Origin of the sequence: Actinoplanes sp. TBRC 11911, assembly GCF_012933445.1 — a bacterium.
Classification (GTDB): Bacteria; Actinomycetota; Actinomycetes; order Mycobacteriales; family Micromonosporaceae; genus Actinoplanes.
Genome location: NZ_JABBNC010000013.1, coordinates 175,731 through 196,882 on the forward strand (window position 1 = coordinate 175,731; position 21,152 = coordinate 196,882).

Here is a 21,152-nt window from a genome sequence, read left to right on the forward strand (position 1 = left end):
GGTCGTTCCCGGTGCTCATCTCCGGGCGACTGCGGCCGGGTCTCAGCTTTCGAGACGCACAATGCCCATGCAGCGCGAGCGGTAAAACAAGGGTGTAGCCGCAGTCTACCTGATGCGCCACGTCTCCGAAAGCGGGTGAAACACGCGTCGAGCGATGCCCTTACGGTCGTGTTCAGGTGCTTGGGCTCTCGCCTCCTCGATCGTTTCCAGAGCGTGGTGCCAGCCGCGTACCAAGCCCACAATATCCAGGAGCCAAGCACGCTCCAAGCGTGCGTGGCCATGTCGGCATCCAACCTCGTACCAAACGGTGGGTCCGTGCCAGTCGTCGGTGAACACCCAGTTCAAGAATCCTTCGTGGCGGCGCCCACTTCGCGAGATACCCACGAATAGAAACCGCTCGCCGCCCTCGGACAGTGGAAATCTGTAGACCTCTCCCAGGCGACACCCACGGGCTGGACATCGAATCTCAAGCACCTGCATCCGTGCCTGAGTAGCGCTGGCGAGACCGCCAAGCCATGCCGCAGCGTTCTTCGACGCCTCCGCATGTTCACGCTTCTCGAGCGGTGTTGCTTCGGCTCGAAGCCTGAGCCACGCGTCGTGCTCGTCCCGACCATAGGTCATAACCAATAATGGACCCGCACCGCGGCCTCACGACAAAGGCAGGACCGCCGGGGCTATTGCAACGTGACTTCGCAGATCGCCGTCGTAGCGGCAGGGGCCGAGAGGAATCCGGCTCCCGGCCCCTCTCGTTCCCGGTTTCCCCGTCTCGATATCCGAGACCGCTGAAGGCCTTTCTGTAAGGACGCAGCCACGCCCTGGACCCACGCGACGGCACGAAGTGGCGTAGGCCTGGCGGCGCCAATCCCCCGGTGCACGATGACGAAGCGATCCCGAACGAGCCGTCGTACGGAGTGGCTGCAACGCAGGGCGCGTTAAATGTCGTCGCGCTGCCCGCCATCATGCCGTTGCGGTGAACGCGCGGAATCACACCGACGCCGCCGGACACGGTGATCAAACTGATCCGAGCTCGCCTTCGCGTCGGAACCCGAGCTCTGACACGCAGGCGACCGGCGTGCGCTGGTCTACCCGCGGCGGGGAGGATGGGTGATGTGGCTGCGGGTGTTTCGTCCCGGCCGGCACCGCAGGTGCTCGAAGCGGTGCTGGAACGGTTGACATACGTGAACGAGGAGACCGGGTACACGGTGGCCCGGGTAGCGACCGGCCGCGGGTCGGACCTGATGACCGTGGTCGGCGCCCTGCTGGGCGCACAACCGGCGAGAGCCTGCGAATGCGCGGCTGGTGGTCCTCACACGCCCAGCACGGCCGACAGTTCGAGGTGGTCTCCTACAGCACCGTGCTGCCCGCCACGATCCAGGGCATCCGCCGCTACCTGGGCTCCGGGCTGATCAAAGGGATCGGGCCGGTGTTCGCCGAACGGATCGTCGACCACTTCGGCGAAGACACCCTGCGGGTCATCGAAGAGGAAGCCGGTCGACTGGTCGAAGTGCCGGGGCTGGGCCCGAAGCGTACGGGAAAAATCACCGCGGCCTGGCAGGAGCAGAAAGCCATCAAGGAAGTGATGGTGTTCCTGCAAGGTGTCGGAGTGTCCACATCGATCGCCGTGCGGATCTACAAGAAATACGCCGAGAAGTCGATCGACGTGGTCAAGACCGAGCCGTACCGGCTGGCCTCCGACGTGTGGGGCATCGGCTTCAAGACCGCCGACACGATCGCGCAGGCCGTCGGGATCCCGCACGACAGCCCCGAACGGGTGAAAGCCGGCCTGCAATACACCCTGTCGCAGGCCACCGACAACGGCCACTGCTACCTGCCCGCCGACCAACTGATCACCGACGCCACCAAAATCCTCGACGTGCCCACCGGTCTGGCCGCCGGCTGCCTGGACGAACTGGTCACCGAGGAAGGCGTCGTCCGCGAGACCCTGCCCGGCCCGGACGGGCCGACCGCGGCGATCTACCTGATCCCGTTCCACCGGGCCGAGATGTCGCTCGCGGGCTCGCTGCTGTCGTTGTTGCGCGACCGCGACGACCGGATGCCGCACTTCGCCGCCGTGGACTGGACGAAAGCCCTGGCCTGGCTGAAAGCCCGCACCGGCACCGACCTCGCCCCCGAACAAGAGCAGGCCGTGCGGCTCGCGCTGACCGCCAAGGTCGCCGTCCTGACCGGTGGTCCCGGCTGCGGAAAGAGCTTCACCGTCCGCTCGATCGTCGAGCTCGCCGCCGCGAAGAAGGCGAAGATCCTGCTGGTCGCCCCGACAGGGAGGGCCGCGAAACGCCTCGCCGAACTCACAGGCCAGCCCGCGGCCACCGTGCACCGGCTGCTCAAGCTGCAACCCGGCGGCGAGGCCAGCTACGACCGGGACAACCCCCTCGATGTCGACCTGCTCGTGGTCGACGAAGCCTCCATGCTCGACCTGATCCTGGCCAACAAACTCGTCAAGGCCGTCCCGCCCGGCGCACACCTGCTGCTGGTCGGCGACGTCGACCAACTTCCCTCGGTCGGCGCCGGGGAGGTGCTGCGCGACCTGCTCGCCGCTGACACCATTCCCCGCGTACGCCTGACCAAAGTGTTCCGTCAGGCCGCCGACTCGGGCGTGGTCAGCAACGCCCACCGAATCAACGCCGGAAAACCGCCGATCCTGGACGGCATGCGCGACTTCTTCCTGTTCGCCTGCGACGACACCGAAGCCGCAGCCGACCTCACCGTCGATGTCGCCTGCAACCGCATCACCGCGAAATTCGGCCTCGACCCCCGCCGCGACATCCAAGTGCTGGCCCCGATGCACCGCGGCCCCGCCGGAGCCGGCGCGCTCAACACCCTGCTGCAGCAGCGACTCACCCCGCCCCATGACGGCTTGCCTGAACGCCGGGCCGGCGGGCGGGTGTTCCGCGTCGGCGACAAGGTCACCCAGATCCGCAACAACTACGACAAAGGCCAGAACGGAGTCTTCAACGGCACCCTCGGCGTCATCACCGCCCTCGACCCCGACGAGCAAACCCTGACGGTCCGCACCGACGAGGACGAGAGCATCGACTACGACTTCGACGAACTCGACGAGCTGGCCCATGCCTACGCGATGACCATCCACCGCTCGCAAGGCTCCGAATACCCCGCCGTGGTCATCCCGATCACCACCAGCGCCTGGATGATGCTGCAACGCAACCTGCTCTACACCGCCATCACCCGCGCCAAAAAGCTCGTCGTGCTGGTCGGCTCCCGCCGAGCGCTGGGCGCCGCCATCCGCACCGTCAGCGCCGGCCGCCGCCACACCGCCCTCACCCACCGCCTCGCCAGATAGGACACCAGACGCGCACCGATCCATGCGCCGCTCGCGCCTCGGCGACCCCTCGCTGGCGGCAAAGCACGACCCGCGGCCGAGCTACCGTCGCTACACGATCGCGGCGTGCAAGGCCACCTCGGCGCCCTGCGCAACACCGGCACCGTCTTGGACGTCGATCGTGACGCGTCTCGGCCTGCGAGCAATGGTCATCGGCAACGGTTACATCAACCTCGGCCGCCGTGATCGCCCCTGTTGGCCGCCTAACTGCCTTGTGGCCGGCCTGTCCGCGGCGCGGATACATCGACTGTGTACGGGTGGACGTGCGCATCTGAAAGGTTAACCGGCCGAAACCATTCCTCTACCCGCATGTTCGTCACACGCATCCTGGAAGTGAAGTCTTCGTCGTCTTCGAAGCCGTCGAGCTCCCTGCGGTACAAAAACTCGTGGTCCAAGTCATCGAACGCAGCGTCTTCAAACGCGCTGTACAGATCGCCGATCGTGTCGGCATCAAGCAAGTCGTGCATCTCGAGGAACGCGCGCGCCCGCTCGACGAGAACGTGCAAAGCGAGCGCTTCGGCGACAGAGGCCGGCGACGCCCAGTGCGGCTGAGTGAGCCGCCCGGTCACCACGATCGTGACAATGAGGAAGTTGCGGGTAAATCGAAGGTCGTAGCGGTGCGCGAACCTGTCCGGTAAGCCACCCAACACGAAGTAAGCGTGGTCGCCGTCGGTGGGGGTGTCATTGCCGCTGTCACGCAACGTCTCAATATCTTCGAACAACTCGTCGACAAGTAGCGTCGCCGCAAAGATCAGCGCCCCGGCGGCTAAACGCGCCTCGTCTGACTGACCATCCACGCCGTCGAACACCTCACGATTGAACGCGCGCATCTGCTCAGCATGTCGCATCGTCCACCCGCGCCAGTCAATCTCGCCCTCCGAACGAGCCGGGTCAGCCAAACCCCGCTGCTTGTGCCTGTGCCAAATCGCCCGTTCGGCCGGGTCAGCCGGCGGAAGCTCGGCGTCGTCCGGTACTTGAAGGCCAACCTCGGCAAAGCGCTCGTCCAACGCCACTTCGCATTTGACCAGTCGCCAGTCAGCGAGTAGCTCAGAGCGTTTTAGGACGCTGACCACGACCTCACGCGCCGCCGCCTCGGCAACCGGCAGCGAGTCAGCCTCGATTACCAGAAGTACCGAAGCGCCTTCAGGGTGGGCACCGACCCAATACCGGTCCAGCACCACGTCGACGCCCTCGGGCCCGTCGACGGCATCGATCTCGTCCAAGATCCGGCTCAGCAGCGACGCAGCACCTTCGACTTGCAGCGGGTCCATCTTCGGGCCGCCGCTCGACAACCCCAGAACGACAGAAACTCCATACTCCACGGGCCGAGCATACGAGTCCGCCGATGATAAGGCCTCCCCGTGAGCTGGTATCCGGTCGGCTTCCTCATTCGCGAGCGGTGCGGCCCCGAAGCTTCCCCTTCACGCCAGGCAGGGGGCACAACCATAATCGATAAGCATCCTAGGAACCTGGGCTGAAACCATTTCGTCAAGTGTTTGGGATCCACCAACGCTGCAACCACAATGAAGTCGCGAACACCGCGCCGACTAAATCCATCAGGAGACATCGATGGGACGCTTCCCCCTGACCCCCACACTGCCAGTGTGGTGCGCAGGGCTGGCTGCGCTCGGGGAACGAGTGGCTCGACAAGCATAGCCATGCCCGCCCAACGAGACGATGCGCTGACTTGTTCTGCGGAAGACCAGTAAGCCGCCAGGCCGCAGCGCTCCACGCGAGCGATCGAGGGCGCGCGGCTGGAAGCCTTCTTGGGTCTGGCTAGCACTCGGCTAGAAATGAATGGATATCTGTCTCAGACGTCGCTTCAAACCACAAGAGCTGACGGTCATCGGCGGCGCGTGGTTGCTCTGTGCCATCAGCACCGGCATTCAAGCCACTCAGCTTGGCGTCATAGAGCCACTCATGATCGAGGTCCTCGAACGCCGCGTCTTCAAACGCTGCGTACAGGTCGTGCGCCTGACGCCCGTCGAGACATCCGTGATCGCTCAGGAGCTCCTGAGCGCGTCGCACAACGATATGTAAAGCGAGCGCCTCGGCAAGGCAGGCCGGCGGTTTCCAGTGTGGCGCCGCCATTCTCCCGGTGACCATGACGGTCGCGACAAGAAACTTCCGGGCGAAGCGGCCGTCGTAGCGGTCCGCGAAACCTGGCGGCAGCTCGGCAAGCGCAAGGAAGTGCGAATCGTCATCTGCGACGACTCCGCCGTCCCGCGCCAAGGTCGCGATGTCCTCCATCACCTCATCGATGAATATCTTTGACGCGACGACCAGCGAGCCGGCAGCGAGCGCAGCGGTCTGATCGTCATTCCCGCCGTCGCCGGCGAAATCGACCGCATCAAAGGCTCGAAGCGACGCCGCGTACCCGGTCACCCGCTCACACCAAACGCCCTCCTCCCCCACGCCTTCGTCAGCGCCGGCCGCTTCCAAGCCGGGAAGTCGGCCAGCCTCCGCCGACGATTTAAACGCATTACTCACCCTGTGCTCCCTTCTTGCCCAGCAGGCCGCGCTTTTCCCTCGGCGTTTGACCCATGCCAATTCTCACCCGATCGTTGACCGTGATCACCGTGCCGGTCACTCACCCGCCTCGGAAACGGCGACGTCGAGCAGCGTAAGCAGGCCCTCGACCGGCACGACATAGCTCTTGCCGATCCGCAGCACGTTCACCGGAAACGTTCCTTTCTTGACCATCCCATAGGCCCTCGTCCGCCCGATCCGCAAAACCGAGGCAGCAGTCTCGACGTCCGTCGCCAATCCCAATCGTCGAACCTCATCGATCGTCCACACGCGTTTGGGCATCGCTTGCTCCTCACGCCAATTCATCAACTCCGAAGCGAGCGCGGCCGTAGAAGCTACCGCCAATCCAGCCCACCACAACGTGAGACCGCGTAACAGTTGACAGGGGGTGACAGGGGGTGACGCGCCCCGTCATCACCCGGCGGAACCCGGCACCACCACGGCTCCCGGCCAAGCAGCGCCCGCACGCCATCCGAGCCAACCTAAGCCCGTCGCGGCGCCACGTTCCGACCGCCGAATACCCTGCGCGCCAAACCGCCTACGCCGCTTTCATCCGTCAGCGCGACGTCCATCAACTCGGCCGCTTTGCGCTCGCTCTCCGGCAACACGTGGGTATAGACCTCGCGCGTCGTCCGCGAGTCGGCATGCCCGAGCCGCTTCTGCATGACATGTTCAGGAACACCCGCGTCCGCGCCCGTGGTCGCCGACGTGTGCCGGGCGTCGTGCAGCACGATGACCGGCACACCAGCGGCGTTGCACGCGCCTTCCCACTGATCGGTGAAGTAGCGCGGATAGTAGGGCTCGCCGTCCTCACGGGGGAACACATAACCCCGGTCGTGATACAGGAGACCTACCTCGGCCTTCTCCTCGTCCTGGCGCGCTTTGTGCTCCCGCAGAACCTGCACCATCGCCGGCCCGATCGCGACAGCGCGCCGGCTCTTGCCCTTGGGTGACTTCTCGAGCACTTTGTTGCCGCAGATCGTCCGCTGGAGATGGATGTAGACGATGCCGTTGTCGAGATCGACCTTCGACCACCGCAGACCAGCGATCTCACCACGCCGGGTCCCCGCCACAACAGCAAGTGCCCACGCCGCGTACAAACGGGACTCACGGTGGAACTTGAGGAACTGCTTCGACTCCTTCGGCGTCCACACGCCCTTACGGCCGTGGCTATCGCGCTCCGCCGGCCGCGGCTGCCGTATCGGGCCGAGATCAATACCCAGGTCCTTGAACGCCTTCTGCAGCACCCGGTGCACCGTTCGCACCGTTGTCGGCGATAACGACTTCTTGTTAGCGCCGCCCTCTCTCAGCAGCGTCTTGTACATGTCCTGGATGACCCGCTTGTCGAGGCTGTACAGCTGCCGCCCACCGATGTGCGGGATGACATACATCCGGACGATGTTGCGGTAGCTGTCGAGTGTGGTCTCTTCGACGTCGAGTTCGCGCTCGGAAAGCCAGCCGGTGAGTTCGGCCGCGACGCTGCCGTCCGCGCCAATGCTGGCCTCGCCGTACGCCTTGCGCGCTTCGGTTTCCGCTTTCTCCGCCGCGGTTTCGCTGGGAAACCCTCGTCGCTTGTGCTGGCGCCGTTTCCCGTCGTCTGCGACGGGCAGGTCGATCACGAAGTACCAGTTGGTCTTGCCGTTACTGAGTTGGTACGAGCTGACGGTCATCGAGCACCCCCGTGGTCACACGATCCTGCAGGTGTCATCCACGGTAACCATCGATGTGACCACGCCCGTGACCACAAGATCCACTACAGCGATCTTGGCCCAGCGATGCCAGCCAATGAAAAAGGCCGCCGACCTGGACTTTCGTCCCAGTCGACGGCCTGAAAAAGCTGGTCGGGCTGACAGGATTTGAACCTGCGACCCCTTGACCCCCAGTCAAGTGCGCTACCAAGCTGCGCTACAGCCCGAAACCGCCCAGAGCCGAAACCCCGCGCAGCAACCCCCACAGCTTACAACCACCTACCCATGGGCCTTTCCTCGACCCCCCGGGCCCGTCTTCTTCCGGGGCTTCACCGATACCTCGATCGGCGACCCCTCGAACCCGAACTCCTCGCGCAGCTTCCGCTCGACGAACCGCTGATACCCCGCGTCCAGCGGCCCGGTCGTGAACAGCACAAACCTCGGCGGCGCCACCCCAGCCTGCGTCGCGAACAAAACCCGCGGCGCCCGCCCACCCCGTACGGGATGAGGGGTTGCCTGGGTCAAGGCCGTGAGCCACTGGTTCAAAGCCCCCGTCGGCACCCGCTGCTCCCACGACGCGAGCGCCCGCCGCAAAGCCGGCGCCAACTTGTCGACAGCCCGGCCCGTCTTGGCGGAGATGTTCACCCGGATGGCCCACGGGATGCGCTTCAACTCACGGTCGATCTCCTTCTCCAGGTAAACCCGGCGGTCGTCGGACATCAGGTCCCACTTGTTGAAGGCGATCACGAGCGCCCGGCCGGCCTCCACCACCTGGGTGAGCACGCGCTGGTCCTGCTCGGAGATGGTCTCGGCCGCATCGAGCAATACCACCGCCACTTCGGCAGCTTCCACCGCCCCGGCCGTGCGCAACGAGGCGTAATACTCGGTGCCCGACGCCTGGTTGACCCGCTTGCGCAGGCCGGCGGTGTCGACGAACTGCCACACCTCGCCGTCCATCTCGACGAGGCTGTCGACCGGGTCGACGGTGGTGCCGGCGACCGAGTCGACGACGGCGCGCTCCTCCTTGGACACCTTGTTCAGCAGCGAGGACTTGCCGACGTTCGGGCGGCCGACCAAGGCCACCCGTCGGGGCCCGCGCGGGCCCCCTTCAATGACAGGCGGCGTCGGCGGGAGGGCGGACAGAATGTCGTCGAGCAGATCGCCGGAGCCGCGGCCGTGCAGCGCCGAGATCGGGTGCGGTTCGCCCAACCCCAGCGACCACAACCCGACCGCTTCGAGCTCGAGGTTCTGATTGTCCGCTTTGTTCGCGACCAGAATGACCGGTTTGTGCGAGCGGCGCAGCATCTTGACGGCCGCCTCGTCCACGTCCGTGGCGCCGACGGTCACGTCGACGACGAAGATGACGACGTCGGCCGTCTGCACGGCGATCTCGGCCTGCGCGGCGATCGCGGCGGCACGGTCGCGCGCATCGGGCTCCCAGCCACCGGTGTCCACGACCGTGAAGCGGCGCCCGTTCCACTGCGCGTCGTAGGGCACCCGGTCGCGCGTCACCCCGGGTACGTCCTCCACGACCGCCTGGCGGCGGCCGATGATGCGGTTGACCAGCGTCGACTTGCCGACGTTGGGGCGGCCGACGACGGCGACGACGGGAACGGGAGCCGAAGGCGAGTCGAGAACAAGCTCGACCGGAAGCTCGCTCACTGTCGCACCTGCAGAAGCCCCAGCACGTACGCCACGACCTCGTCGATGCCCATGCCGGTGGTGTCGACCTCGATCGCGTCGCCGGCCTGGCGCAGCGGGTCGGTCGCGCGGGACGAGTCGAGCCGGTCGCGCCGGGCCAGGTCGGCCTCGGTGGCGGCGACGTCGGTGGCGTCCTCCTGGCTGCGGCGCTGGGCGCGCGCGGCGGGCGAAGCGGTCAAGAACACCTTCAGGTCGGCGTCGGGGGCGACCACCGAGGCGATGTCGCGGCCCTCCACGACGATGCGCGGGTGCGACGAGATGATGTCCTGCTGCAGCGCGACGAGGTGCTTGCGGACGGCCGGGACCGCGGCGACGGCGGACACCGCGCCGGTGACCTCGGGTCCGCGGATCGGGCCGTCGACGTCCACGCCGTTGGCCGTGAAATGCGGCGCGGCCGGGTCGGTGCCGATGACCAGCTCGGTCTCCACCGCGATCTTCGCGATCGACTCCTGATCGGTCAGGTCGGCGCCGGCCTGCAGCACCGCCCAGGTGACCGCGCGGTACATCGCTCCGGTATCCAGGTAGACACCCTCGAGGGCGGTCGCGAGACGCCGGGACACGGTGGACTTGCCCGAGCCGGACGGCCCGTCCACGGCCACCACGCACGTGCCTGGCCGTACTTCTTCCGCCACCGTTACTCCTTCGTTCGCCACCCGACTCGTCCCCCTTATTGTGCCCGTCGCCAATGCCAACGACGAACTAGGGTATGTTACCGACCGGTAGCCGGGTTACTCCTCCTCGGCCTCCTTGAACAGGGCGGCCACCTCGGCGTTCGACAGGTGCCGGAAGCCGCCCTGACGCAGGTTGCCCAGCCGGATCGGGCCCACCGACGTGCGGACCAGGCGCGTCACCGGGTGGCCGACCGCCTCCATCATGCGGCGCACGATGTGCTTGCGGCCCTCGTGCAGCACGATCTCGACGTGTGCGGACTTGCCGATCGCGTCGACCAGGCGGAACTTGTCGGCGCGCGCCGGGCCGTCCTCCAGCTCGACGCCGGCGAGCAACTGCCGGCCGACGTTGCGGGCGAGCGGGCCGTTGGTGACCTCGGCCAGGTACGTCTTCGAAATCCCGTACCGGGGATGGGTCAGTTTGTTGGTGAGGTCGCCGTCGTTGGTGATCAGCAGCAGGCCCTCGCTGTCCGCGTCGAGCCGGCCCACATGGTAGAGACGCTGCTGGAACTGGCCGAGGAAGTCGGCGAGCTCGGTGCGGCCCTTCTCGTCGTCGAGTGTGGAGACGACGCCGCGCGGCTTGTTCATCGCGATATAGACGAGCTTGGTGTTGGTGACCACCCGCGAGCCGTCGACCATGATCACCGCGGTGGCGGGATCGACCTTGTCGCCGAGCTTGGCGACCTTGCCGTTGACCGTCACGCGCCGGCGGAAGATCAGGTCTTCGCAGGCGCGGCGGGATCCAACACCGGCGGCCGCCAGCACTTTCTGGAGGCGTTCGGCGGTGTCAGCCTGAGGCATCGAGTACTTCTTCCACGTCGTCGGGCAGGAACGGAGCCAGCGGCGGGAGCTGGTCGATCGAGTTCAGCCCGAGTTTTTCCAGGAAGAGCGGGGTCGTCCTATACAGGTATGCCCCGGTCTCGCCCTCGGTGCCGCTCTCTTCGATCAGGCCGCGGGTAGCAAGCGTACGCATGACGCCGTCGCAGTTCACACCTCGGATGGCGGAAATGCGTGATCGGGTCACCGGTTGCTTGTAAGCCACGACGGCCAATGTCTCCAGCGCCGCCTGGGTCAGCCGCACGGACTGCCCGTCGAGAACGAACCGTTCCACATATGCCGCGTATTCCGGCCGCGTGTACAGACGCCAGCCGCCGGCCACCCTACGCAGGTCAAACCCGTGCCCGGCCGCCGTGTACCGCGCCGAGATGTCGTCCAGCGCGGACGCCACCCGCTCGGTCGGCTGCTCCAAGATCTCCGCCAGCTGCATCTCGCCCACCGGCTCGTCCACCACCAGCAAGATCGCTTCGAGCGCCGCCGCCAGCTCCGCGTCGTCCTCCAACCCCGGAAGATCAACTTCTTCAGATGTACGCGACGCCGGGTCCCCAACCGCACGTTCGGAGTCCCGGGCTCTGGATGCTTGCCCAGGGAGCACCACTGCCGAGGCAGCCTCCCCCAAGTCGGAAGTCATGGCATCCCCGTCAAAGGGGATATCGACCTCGTCGTCGTCGCTCACGTCATCGTCGGCGGCCGCGTCGAAGACGTCGCCCGCGTCGTCGCCGTCCGCCGGGAGCGGCTCATCAACGGCCTCACCGTCGTCGTCATCCTCGACGTCCGCGACCGCCTCGGGCACCGGAAGCTCCGGCCCCACCCGCACATCGGTGGGCTCCTGCTCCGCTTCGTCGGCCGGAGCGTCCACCACCGCAGGCTCGCCCTGCTGCTCGTCGCGGGCGGCCCGCTCGGCGGCCTCCTGGTAGGCACGATCCGGCTCGCGCGTCGGCCGTTCCCACGGTGGCACCCAGGCCGCCGCCTGCGCCGCCAGGGAATCAGGCTGTTCCTCGTTGCTCACGATCGTTCCTCCACCGCGGGGTCGCCCCCGTCGTCCTCTTCCCCGCCGGAGCCGAGCGACGCCTCATCGCCGCCGTCGAGTGACACCTCATCGCCGAGCATCACCCCGCCATCGAGCGACTCATCGTCGCCCGGCAATTCGTCGATCGCCGACACATCGTCGCTGTCGGGCGTCTCGTCGGCGTCCGCCGCGTCGCCGTCCTCCGGCGCCGGCTTCGTTCCCTCGTAGTCGTCGATGTCCAGTTCGGCGTCGGCCGCGTCGCCGCCGACCCAGCGGACCGTCAGCTCGTCCAGCGACACCGGCTGCTCGAACTCGACCAAGCCCTCCCGATAGAGCTCCAGCAACGCCAGGAAGCGGGCCACCACCTCGAGGGTGCTGTCACAGTCGGCGACCAGCAGGCTGAACGTGGCGTGGCCGGCGCGCCGCAGCCGCTCGCGCAGCAGATTCGCATGCTCGCGGACGCTGACCCGCACCTGGTGGATGTGCGCGATGGACACCTGCGGCGGGCCGGGCTTGGGCGCGAACTGCTTGAGGGCCAGCTTGAACAGCCGTTCCGGGCCCACGCCGAGCACCAGGTCGGGCAGGGCCTCGGCGTACCGGGGCTCCATCGACACCGCCCGCGGCCAGCGCTTGGCGCCGGTGCCCTCGAGGTCGGCGAGGTAGGCGGCGGCCTCCTTGTACGCCTTGTACTGCAGGAGGCGGGCGAAGAGCAGGTCGCGGGCCTCGAGCAGGGCGAGGTCTTCCTCGTCCTCGACGTCGGCCGCCGGCAGCAGCCGCGCCGCCTTGAGATCGAGCAGGGTGGCCGCGACCAGCAGGAACTCGCTGGCCTCGCCGAGGTCCCAATCGTCGCCCATGGCGCGGATGTAGGCGATGAAGTCGTCGGTGACCTGGTGCAGCGCCACCTCGGTCACGTCGAGCTTGTGCTTGCCGATGAGCTGCAGCAGCAGATCGAACGGCCCGGTGAAGTTCTCCAGCCGCACGGTGAACTTGCCGGAGTCGGCCTCGGCCGCGACGTCCGATCCGGAGCCGGCCTCGGCCTCGACAGCGACGGCCGACCCGGAGTCGGCCTCCGGACCCGCCGGAACCGGCTGCGCCGAGGCATCGGCGGAAGGGCCGTCGGGCGAGGACGACTGCGGGCTGACGGACTCTTCGGGCACGTGCTGACCGTAGACCAAGGGTCCGACAAGTTGCTCGCTGCTCACCCCGTCACTCCCGTCACTCCTGGTGGTCAACGCCCGAGCGGACCTGGGGTGACTGGCGACGGCGCAAGATCAAGCTGCCAGGGCCAGATCGGTACGTTCCGGCCCGTACACGGTCAGAACGACCCCTCGTGCCCACCTCATCCGGGGCGCCGCGGTCTCGGGGCATTCCCCGTACGCGGCGGCCAGCGAGGCAACGCAACCGCGGCTGCCCCCGCACACGTGGATGGCATGCGCGATCGCGGCGGCCACGTCGCCTGCCGACGGGCTGGAACCGGACGGAAGGTCGCTGGCGAACAGGGCGGCGGCGCGGGCGGCGACTAACTGGGTCCTCATCGCGATCAACTCCGATCGATGGCTTCTCTGGCCTTCAGAGTGCACCCGCCCGGCAAGCCCGCGCCTCCGGGATTCCACCCGAGGGGTGAATAGGGGATAGGGGGTACCCCCCCCGGTCAGACTCTCGCCCAGAGATTGACCACCAGCAGGCCGATGAAGTTGAGGATGCGCAGCAGGAACGGCGACCCGAGCGGGAACAGCGAGATGACCAGCAGCACGACCACGCCGACGTTCTTGTGCTCGAACCACAGCCGCATCCACTGCATGCCGTTCCCGGGGCGGCGCAACGCGTAGTAGAGCACCCCGAACCCGTCCAGCGGCGGGATCGGGATCAGCTCCAGGATCCCGAAGCAGAGCAGCCCCACCGCGAACGAGAGCAGGATCTGCTGGCCCGCCGCCCCGTCCACGCCGTGCAGCACGATCTGCGGCTCGGCCAGGAACCCGAAGGGATAGGCCAGCACGTACGCCAGGAAGAAGAGCTGGGCGAGCACGAGGCACACCACCGGACCGGACAGGAACACCGCCACGGCCCGGCCGCGGCCCCGGTATTGGGGGATGTCGTCGACGCTGAGCATCTTGCCCCAGCCCATGCCGGCGACGGCGGCCGCGACCGCGCCGAACGGGTCGATGTCCTCACGGAGCCGGGGCATCACCGAGTCGTAGCGGTCGGCGAGGCCGAAACGCTTGGCGGTGTACCGGATCGCGATCGCCCGGAGCACGATGCCGAGCAGGAAGCTGGCGACCAGGGCCACGAACGAGACCGGATGGACGAGCGCGAAGAGCACCGGTCAGCCGCGTTCGGCCTTGGCGGCGATGACCTCGCGGGCGAGCTGCCGGTAGTTGCGGGCGCCGGACGACGCCGGGTCGAGGCTGGTGATCGGCGAGCCGGCCACCGTGGACTCGGGGAACTTCACGGTCTTGGTGATGACCGTCTGGTAGACCTTGTCGCCGAACGCCTCCACCACGCGCTGCAGCACCTGGCGGCAGTGGGTGGTGCGGGAGTCGTACATGGTGGCGAGGATGCCCTCGAGCTCGAGGTCGAAATTGAGCCGCTCGCGCACCTTGTCGATGGTGTCGAGCAGCAGGGCGACGCCGCGCAGCGAGAAGAACTCGCATTCCAGCGGGATGAGCACGCCGTGCGCGACGGTGAGCGCGTTGATCGCGAGCAGGCCGAGCGAGGGCTGGCAGTCGATCAGGATGAAGTCGTACTCGTTGCGCACCGACCGCAGCACCCGGGCCAGCGCCATCTCGCGCGCGACCTCGTTGACCAGCTGGATCTCGGCGGCGGAGAGGTCGATGTTGGCGGGCAGCAGGTGCAGGCCGGCGACGTCGGTCTTGATGACGACGTCCTCGGTGGTGACGTCGTCCTGCATCAGCAGGTTGTAGACGCTGAGGTCGAGGTTGTGCGGGTTCACCCCGAGGCCGACCGAGCAGGCGCCCTGCGGATCGAAGTCGACGAGCAGCACCTTGCGGCCGTACTCGGCCAGAGCCGCGCCCAGGTTGATGGTGGTCGTCGTCTTTCCGACACCACCCTTCTGGTTCGCCAGGGCGATGATCCGCGCCGGGCCGTGCCGGTGGGTCGGCATGGGCTCGGGGATCGGACGGCGCATCGTGTAGGCCGTGGGATCGGCCGGTCCGAGGTCGGCGCCGAGGTCCAGCGAGCCTTGCTGCTCCCGGAGCGCGGACGTCCATGCCTCAGCACGTCTTCCGTTGTCCGACACAGTCCTCGCCCCCTCCCGACCCGAAGAAACCGAGCCGATGCCCGGCCGTAACACCCGGAGCCGATGCCCGACTGTACGCCACCCCGGCCGCCCGTCCGGGGTCAGCCGTTCGGCGTGTCGCCATCTATGGGTGCGCAGCGTCTAACGAGCGCGCGGGTGCGCGGTCGCGTACACCTCGCGGAGCCGGTCCACGGTGACCAGCGTGTACACCTGCGTGGTCGTGACCGAGGCGTGCCCGAGCAATTCCTGCACGACCCGGACGTCGGCGCCACCGTCGAGCAGGTGCGTGGCGTACGAGTGCCGCAACGTGTGCGGGCTCACCGCGTGCGGCCCGTCCACCGGCAGGTCGGCGGCCCGTGCGGCGCGGTGCAGGATGGTCCACGCGCTCTGCCGGGAGAGCCGTCCGCCGCGCGCGTTGAGGAAGACGGCCGGTGTCCCGCGGCCCTTCTCGGCGAGGGCGGGGCGACCGCGTACGAGATAGGCGTCCAACGCGGCTTTCGCGTAATCACCCACCGGGACCAGACGGGTGCGTCCGCCCTTGCCGTGCAGCGTGGCCGAGGGATCGACGGCCAGGTCGAGGTCGTCGATGGCGGCGCCGACCGCCTCGGAGATGCGCGCCCCGGTGCCGTAGAGGAACTCCAGCAACGCCTTGTCGCGCAGGCCCAGCGGGGTGTCGTCGGCGACCGCGAGCAACCGGGTCACCTGGTCGACGTCGAGGGCCTTGGGCAGGCGCTTGGGTGGCGCCGGCGGTTTGACCCCGGCCGCGACGTCGGTGCCCACCAGGCCCTCCCGGGTGGCGAACCGGTGCAGGCCGCGGACCGCGCTGATCGCCCGTGCCGCGGACGACGACGCGAGCCCGGACGAGCGCAGGTCGGCCAGGTGCCGGGTGATCTCCGAGGCACGCACCGCGGCGAGATCGTCGATCCCGGCCGCGGCGAGCGCCTCGGCGTAGCGCTGCAGATCCCTGCGGTACGACGCGAGGGTGTTGCCGGAGAGCCCACGCTCGACGCTGAGGTGGTCGAGGTAGGCGGTGACGGCGCGGTCGAGGGTCAGTTGAGCACCTCGGCGAGGGAAAGGGTCCGCATGCCGTGCGCCTCCGCGACCGATCCGTAGGTGACGTGCCCGTCGTGCGTGTTCAGTCCGAGCGCGAGCGCGGGGTCGGCCCGCAACGCGTCGCGCCAGCCCAGGTTCGCCAGTTCGAGAGCGTACGGCAGGGTGACGTTGGTGAGCGCGTAGGTGCTCGTGTGCGGTACCGCACCCGGCATGTTCGCCACGCAGTAGAACATCGAGCCGTGCACCTGGTAGACGGGGTCGGCGTGGGTGGTGGGCCGCGAGTCCTCGAAGCATCCGCCCTGGTCGATCGAGATGTCGACGAGCACGCTGCCGCGTTTCATCCGGCGCACCAGATCGTTGGAGACCAGGTTCGGCGCCTTCGCCCCGGGCACCAGGACCGCGCCGATCACCAGGTCGGCGTCGAGGACGGCCTTCTCGATCTCGTACGCGTTGGAGGCGATCGTCTGCAGATGGCCGCGGTAGTCGGCGTCGGCGGCGCGCAGCCGGGCGATGTTGCGGTCCAGGACCAGCACCTCGGCCTGCATGCCGAGCGCGATCGCGGCCGCGTTCATCCCGGAGACGCCGGCGCCGATCACCACCACCTTCGCGGCGTAGACACCGGGCACGCCACCCATCAGCACGCCGCGGCCCCCGCCGGAGCGCATCAGGTGGTACGCCCCGACCTGCGGCGCGAGCCGGCCGGCGACCTCGGACATCGGGGCCAGCAGCGGCAGCGAGCGGTCCGCGAGCTCGACGGTCTCGTACGCGATGCCGGTGACCTTGCGGTCCAGGAGCGCGTCGGTGCACTCCTTGGACGCGGCCAGATGGAGGTACGTGAACAGGACCTGACCGGGCCGCATCCGCGGGTACTCCTCCGCGATCGGCTCCTTGACCTTGAGGATCAGGTCGGCGGCCGCCCAGACCTCGTCGGCGGTCGGCAGGATCGTGGCGCCGGCGGCGACGTAGTCACTGTCCGTGATCGAGGAGCCGAGGCCCGCTCCGGACTGTACGAGGACCTCATGTCCCGAGCGCCGGAACTCGAAGACCCCCGCGGGTGTGATGGCCACCCTGAATTCGTTGTTCTTGATCTCGCTGGGAATGCCGACCTTCACAGCCGACACCGTCCTTTCTCAACGCTGAGTGACGTTCCCAGGCGACTCTTGGCCGCCATTGCCGCAGCGTACCCCCGCGACCTGGCGAAATGTCCGCTTGCTCACCTTTGTTCATGACAGTGGATCTATGAGCGATGTAGACGGTGCGCTAACGTTCCCTGCATGGCAGTTGATCTCAACACGTCGGTGCCGCACTCGGCGCGCATCTACGACCATCTGCTGGGCGGCAAGGACAACTTCGAAGCCGACCGCAGCGCCGCCGCCGAGATCGTCAAGGCGTCCCCGAGCATCCCGATCTCCATGCGCGCCAACCGGCGCTACATGGCCCGGGTCGTGCGCTACCTGGCCGCCGAGCGCGGGATCCGGCAGTTCCTCGACATCGGCACCGGGCTGCCGACCTCGCCGAACCTGCACGAGGTGGTGCAGGGCGTCGACCCGGCGACCCGCATCGTTTATGTCGACAACGACCCGATCGTCCTGGTCCACGCGCGGGCGCTGCTGACCTCGACGCCGGAGGGCTCGACCGCGTACGTGGACGCGGACCTGCGCGACCCCGTCGCGATCCTGAACTCCGCCGAGGTGCGCGAGAGCCTCGACGTGTCCGAGCCGGTGTCGATCAGCCTGATCGCGGTGCTGCAGTTCATCCCGGACGAGGACGAGGTGCACAAGATCCTGGACACGTTGCTGGAGCCGTTCCCGTCCGGCAGCACCCTGGCGATCTCCACGGTGACCGCGCACAACGAGCAGGCCGTGGCCGGCGCCGCCGCCTACCGGTCGCGCGGCATCCACGCCGTGGCCCGCACCGACGACGAGGTCACCGCCCTGTTCCGCGGCCTGGACCTGGTCGATCCGGGCGTCACGCTGGTGCACCGGTGGCGGCCCGGCCCCGAGGACGAGGGCGTCGAGGACTTCCACGTCCAGATGTCCGGCGGCGTGGCCGTCAAGCAATGAGCGAGGAGCCGGCCGCCGTCGCCGCGGCCCGTGACGCCGCCGACGCCGAACGCTACGACGAGGCGATCGCGTTGTTCCGCGGCCACCTCGACCGCAACCCCGAGGACGCGCGGGCCTGGCACGGGCTCGCCGGCGCTTTGTCCGGCTCCGACCGCAAGCGGGAGGCGCTGGAGGCGGCGAACCGGGCGACGGCGCTGGCTCCGGAGAACGCGGACGCGCACCGCATGCGGGCGATGGCGCTGGTGTCCCTCAAGCGCTTCCCCGAGGCCGAGCAGGCCGCGAAGCGCTCGATCCAGCTCGACGGGCACCACCCGGAGGCGCACGCGCTGCTCGGCGAGGCCCTCAAGAACCAGCGCCGCAACAGTGGCAACGACGCGATCCGGGCGGCGCTGGCCCTGGACCCGGTCAACCCGGTGGCGCGCGCGACGGCCGAGCGGTGGGGTGTCTCGGCACGCAAACCCGGTTTCCTCACGATGCGCCTGCCCCCCGAGCGTCTGGCCTGGTTCGTGTACGCCCAGCGAGCCGCCATCCCGCCCGCGGTGGTGCTCGGCGTTCTGTTCCTGCTGCTGGCCGGCGGCCCGAGCGACGCGGTGCTGGTGGGCACGACGGTGGCGCTGATCGCGTTCGCGGTGCTGCTCTCGTACGGGATCCGCCTGGCCGTCCCGCATCCGCTGGGCTGGCGGGCCCCGGCCGCGATGAGCATCGGCGGCGGCGTGGTGACGCTGGCCGCGATGCTGGCGATCGGCGCCCCCTGGAAGCCGATGCTGTCCGCGGCCGGCCTCACCGTCGTGATCGAACTGATCACTTGGTACACGACCCGGCCCGCCTCGACCTGAACCGGTAAGGTTCCCCGATGATCAACTCGGGGGAAGCCGGCTGGGACCCACCGTTACCGCGCAAGCCGGGCGCTCTGCTCGCCGTCATCGCGCTGGTCCTCATGATCGCGGCGACCGGTTTCGGGGTGTACGAGCTCAACGACGCGCTGGGCAAGAAATACGAGCCGAAGGCCGACGGATGCATGGCCACCGACCTCGGCGCACTGTCCACATTGACTACTGACGCCAAGCCGGACATCGTGCGCGACGAGACCTCCGCGAGTGTCTGCCGCATCCAGTTCGTACGGGCGGACGGCACCCCCACCGCGTTCGGCCTCGTGACGCTCGACTACACGGGGAGCCGGCTGGCCTCGCGGCTGCAGCTGGCGTCGCACGAGGGTGACGAGCAGTGGACCACCGTCGCCGGCCTGGGCGAGGAGGCCTGGCAGTCGTTCACGCCGGACGAGTGCTCCTTCCAGGTCGCCGTCCGCGACGTCAACACCGTGCTGCGGGTCGAGCTCTCGGGCATCCCGGGCGAGCAGCTCTGCAGCGCGTCGAACGCCGACGCGCAGAAGGCGCTGACCGCGACCGCCAAGGCCACGCTCGCGAGACTATGAGCCGACTGATATGACTATTTAGACGTTGATCAATGTAATGCTCGCCGCATGCGAGCACTCTCCCTCTTCGGAACCGCCGTCCTGGCCGCCGGCATCGTCGCCGTGCCGGCCACGGCGGCATACGCCGCGGCACCGGACATCCCGGTCGCCAACGTCAAGGCGCACCTGGCGCAGTTGCAGAGCATCGCCACCGCGAACGGCGGCAACCGCGCGCACGGCCGTCCCGGCTATCTGGCCTCGGTCACCTACGTCCGGAACCTGCTGAACCAGGCCGGTTTCACGACCCAGCAGCAGTCGTTCACCTACAACGGCGCGACCGGCTACAACCTCATCGCCGACTGGCCGGGCGGCGACACCGCGGACACCCTCATGGTCGGCGGCCATCTCGACAGCGTGACCGCCGGTCCGGGCATCAACGACAACGGCTCCGGCTCGGCGGCCAACCTCGAGGTCGCGCTCGCCGTCGCGCGGGCCGGCCTGCAGCCCCAGCGCCACCTGCGGTTCGCCTGGTGGGGCGCGGAGGAGCTCGGGTTGCGCGGCTCCACGGCGTACGTCAATTCGTTGAGCGCGGCGCAGCGCTCGGCCATCACCGGGTATCTGAACTTCGACATGGTCGGCTCGCCGAATCCCGGCTACTTCCTCTACGACGGCGACAACTCCGACGGCACGGGTGCCGGTCCGGGGCCGGCCGGCTCGGCGCAGATCGAGCAGACCCTCGCCGCGTACTTCACCTCGATCGGCGTGCCCACCCGCGGCACCGACTTCGACGGCCGCAGCGACTACGGCCCGTTCATCGCGGCGGGCATCCCGGCCGGCGGCATCTTCACCGGGGCCGAGGGCCGCAAGACCGCGGCGCAGGTGACGTTGTGGGGCGGCACGGCGTCCACCTTCGACCCCTGCTACCACGCCTTGTGCGACACCACCGCGAACATCAACGACACCGCTCTGAACCGCAACAGCGACGCCATCGCGTACGCCGTCTGGACGCTCGCCGGCACCGGCGGCACCAACCCCGGCACACCGGTATGGTCGGACGACTTCGAGACGGCGACCGGCTGGACCAGAGGCACCGGCGACACCGCCACCTCGGGGTTGTTCGAGCGCGGTGACCCGGCCGCCACCAGCTCGGGCATCGCCACCCAGCTCGGCACCGCCGCGAGCGGCACCTTCGACCTGGTGACCGGCGCGACCGCGGGATCCAGCGCGGGCGCGAACGACGTCGACGGCGGCATCACCTCACTGCGCTCCCCCGCGATCACGCTGCCGTCCGGCACGCTCACGCTGAGCTTCTCCTGGTACCTCGCGCACCTGAACAACGCGACCAGCGCCGATTACCTCCGCGTGCGGGTGACCGCCGGCTCGACCACCACCACGCTGTTCAGCCAGGCCGGCGCGGCGAGCGACCGGGCCGCCGCGTGGCAGACCGCAACCATAAACCTTTCCCCGTACGCCGGTCAGACCGTGACCCTGCTCGTGGAGGCGGCCGACGCCGGCACCGCCTCGCTGGTGGAGGCCGCCGTCGACAACGTCCGCATCACTCGGGCGTGAGCACGTAGAC

The 21,152-nt window shown here is 68.2% G+C and carries 18 protein-coding genes, 1 tRNA gene and 2 pseudogenes; 5 read left to right on the top strand and 16 right to left on the bottom strand.

Translation table 11 applies throughout. The annotated features are described in order from the left end of the window. The first annotated feature begins 1,100 nt into the window (after positions 1–1,100). Positions 1,101–3,319 (top strand): annotated as a pseudogene (locus HH310_RS19935) (ATP-dependent RecD-like DNA helicase). 242 nt (positions 3,320–3,561) lie between these two features. Here the strand turns inward: HH310_RS19935 and HH310_RS19940 are convergent. The 16 genes and pseudogenes from HH310_RS19940 to ald all read right to left on the bottom strand — a co-directional run bounded on the left by HH310_RS19940 (position 3,562) and on the right by ald (position 17,211). Then, positions 3,562–4,680 (bottom strand): hypothetical protein, encoded by a 1,119-nt coding sequence (locus tag HH310_RS19940; protein WP_169177088.1) that lies wholly within the window; start codon positions 4,678–4,680, stop codon positions 3,562–3,564. 454 nt (positions 4,681–5,134) lie between these two features. Further along, positions 5,135–5,848, bottom strand: a complete 714-nt coding sequence (locus tag HH310_RS19945; RefSeq protein WP_169177089.1) for a hypothetical protein — start codon at positions 5,846–5,848, stop codon at positions 5,135–5,137. 96 nt (positions 5,849–5,944) lie between these two features. After that, the gene (locus HH310_RS19950) at positions 5,945–6,169 is read right to left on the bottom strand and encodes a helix-turn-helix domain-containing protein (protein WP_169177090.1); all 225 of its coding nucleotides are present in this window, start codon (positions 6,167–6,169) and stop codon (positions 5,945–5,947) included. Positions 6,170–6,369: 200 nt separating this feature from the next. Beyond that, on the bottom strand, positions 6,370–7,557 hold the full coding sequence (locus HH310_RS19955; protein WP_169177091.1) for a site-specific integrase: 1,188 nt from the start codon (positions 7,555–7,557) through the stop codon (positions 6,370–6,372). Positions 7,558–7,725: 168 nt separating this feature from the next. After that, a tRNA-Pro gene (locus tag HH310_RS19960) sits at positions 7,726–7,802 on the bottom strand. 52 nt (positions 7,803–7,854) lie between these two features. Next, positions 7,855–9,237, bottom strand: coding sequence for a ribosome biogenesis GTPase Der (gene der / locus HH310_RS19965; RefSeq protein ID WP_169177092.1), 1,383 nt, complete (start codon positions 9,235–9,237; stop codon positions 7,855–7,857). Further along, positions 9,234–9,908, bottom strand: a complete 675-nt coding sequence (gene cmk, locus HH310_RS19970) for a (d)CMP kinase (RefSeq protein WP_169177093.1) — start codon at positions 9,906–9,908, stop codon at positions 9,234–9,236. The genes der and cmk overlap by 4 nt, the downstream gene beginning before the upstream one ends. 96 nt (positions 9,909–10,004) lie before the next feature. Continuing rightward, the gene (locus HH310_RS19975) at positions 10,005–10,745 is read right to left on the bottom strand and encodes a pseudouridine synthase (RefSeq protein WP_169177094.1); all 741 of its coding nucleotides are present in this window, start codon (positions 10,743–10,745) and stop codon (positions 10,005–10,007) included. Then, a complete protein-coding gene (gene scpB / locus HH310_RS19980; RefSeq protein ID WP_169177095.1) occupies positions 10,732–11,790 on the bottom strand; it encodes an SMC-Scp complex subunit ScpB in 1,059 nt (352 codons plus the stop codon). The genes HH310_RS19975 and scpB overlap by 14 nt, the downstream gene beginning before the upstream one ends. After that, positions 11,768–11,881 (bottom strand): hypothetical protein, encoded by a 114-nt coding sequence (locus tag HH310_RS45820; protein WP_396027530.1) that lies wholly within the window; start codon positions 11,879–11,881, stop codon positions 11,768–11,770. The genes scpB and HH310_RS45820 overlap by 23 nt, the downstream gene beginning before the upstream one ends. A gap of 117 nt (positions 11,882–11,998) precedes the next feature. Next, positions 11,999–12,965 (bottom strand): annotated as a pseudogene (locus HH310_RS19985) (segregation and condensation protein A); the annotation flags it as partial. Between the two features lie 96 nt (positions 12,966–13,061). Next, entirely contained in the window at positions 13,062–13,325 is a 264-nt protein-coding gene (locus tag HH310_RS19990; protein WP_169177096.1) for a hypothetical protein, read from the bottom strand. 116 nt (positions 13,326–13,441) lie between these two features. Then, positions 13,442–14,110 (bottom strand): hypothetical protein, encoded by a 669-nt coding sequence (locus HH310_RS19995; RefSeq protein ID WP_169177097.1) that lies wholly within the window; start codon positions 14,108–14,110, stop codon positions 13,442–13,444. Between the two features lie 3 nt (positions 14,111–14,113). Next, positions 14,114–15,046 carry a ParA family protein gene (locus HH310_RS20000; protein ID WP_169177098.1) on the bottom strand — a complete coding sequence of 311 codons (933 nt, stop codon included), beginning with the start codon at positions 15,044–15,046 and terminating at the stop codon, positions 14,114–14,116. 141 nt (positions 15,047–15,187) lie between these two features. Continuing rightward, complete coding sequence (locus HH310_RS20005; RefSeq protein ID WP_396027532.1) at positions 15,188–16,153, bottom strand: site-specific tyrosine recombinase XerD; 966 nt, start codon at positions 16,151–16,153, stop codon at positions 15,188–15,190. Continuing rightward, a complete protein-coding gene (gene ald, locus HH310_RS20010; RefSeq protein ID WP_169177099.1) occupies positions 16,096–17,211 on the bottom strand; it encodes an alanine dehydrogenase in 1,116 nt (371 codons plus the stop codon). The genes HH310_RS20005 and ald overlap by 58 nt, the downstream gene beginning before the upstream one ends. 162 nt (positions 17,212–17,373) lie before the next feature. Between ald and HH310_RS20015 the strand changes: the two genes are divergently transcribed. The 4 genes from HH310_RS20015 to HH310_RS20030 are packed head-to-tail and all read left to right on the top strand — an operon-like array spanning position 17,374 to position 21,142. Further along, positions 17,374–18,162, top strand: coding sequence for an SAM-dependent methyltransferase (locus tag HH310_RS20015; protein ID WP_169177100.1), 789 nt, complete (start codon positions 17,374–17,376; stop codon positions 18,160–18,162). Next, positions 18,159–18,998, top strand: a complete 840-nt coding sequence (locus tag HH310_RS20020; RefSeq protein ID WP_169177101.1) for a tetratricopeptide repeat protein — start codon at positions 18,159–18,161, stop codon at positions 18,996–18,998. Before HH310_RS20015 ends, HH310_RS20020 begins: the two co-directional genes overlap by 4 nt. A 17-nt stretch (positions 18,999–19,015) precedes the next feature. Beyond that, entirely contained in the window at positions 19,016–19,594 is a 579-nt protein-coding gene (locus HH310_RS20025; protein ID WP_169177102.1) for a hypothetical protein, read from the top strand. Between the two features lie 48 nt (positions 19,595–19,642). Then, the gene (locus HH310_RS20030) at positions 19,643–21,142 is read left to right on the top strand and encodes a M20/M25/M40 family metallo-hydrolase (RefSeq protein WP_169177103.1); all 1,500 of its coding nucleotides are present in this window, start codon (positions 19,643–19,645) and stop codon (positions 21,140–21,142) included. Positions 21,143–21,152: the final 10 nt, after the last annotated feature.

What these genes read in the sequence shown, in the direction of transcription:
- HH310_RS19950 (WP_169177090.1), bottom strand. Translation starts at nt 6,169, where the DNA reads ATGCCCAAACGCGTGTGGACGATCGATGAGGTTCGACGATTGGGATTG.
- HH310_RS19955 (WP_169177091.1), bottom strand. Translation starts at nt 7,557, where the DNA reads ATGACCGTCAGCTCGTACCAACTCAGTAACGGCAAGACCAACTGGTAC.
- HH310_RS19975 (WP_169177094.1), bottom strand. Translation starts at nt 10,745, where the DNA reads ATGCCTCAGGCTGACACCGCCGAACGCCTCCAGAAAGTGCTGGCGGCC.
- HH310_RS45820 (WP_396027530.1), bottom strand. Translation starts at nt 11,881, where the DNA reads ATGAGGTGTCACTCGACGGCGGCGATGAGGCGTCGCTCGGCTCCGGCG.
- HH310_RS19990 (WP_169177096.1), bottom strand. Translation starts at nt 13,325, where the DNA reads ATGAGGACCCAGTTAGTCGCCGCCCGCGCCGCCGCCCTGTTCGCCAGC.
- HH310_RS20015 (WP_169177100.1), top strand. Translation starts at nt 17,374, where the DNA reads ATGGCAGTTGATCTCAACACGTCGGTGCCGCACTCGGCGCGCATCTAC.
- HH310_RS20020 (WP_169177101.1), top strand. Translation starts at nt 18,159, where the DNA reads ATGAGCGAGGAGCCGGCCGCCGTCGCCGCGGCCCGTGACGCCGCCGAC.
- HH310_RS20025 (WP_169177102.1), top strand. Translation starts at nt 19,016, where the DNA reads ATGATCAACTCGGGGGAAGCCGGCTGGGACCCACCGTTACCGCGCAAG.
- HH310_RS20030 (WP_169177103.1), top strand. Translation starts at nt 19,643, where the DNA reads ATGCGAGCACTCTCCCTCTTCGGAACCGCCGTCCTGGCCGCCGGCATC.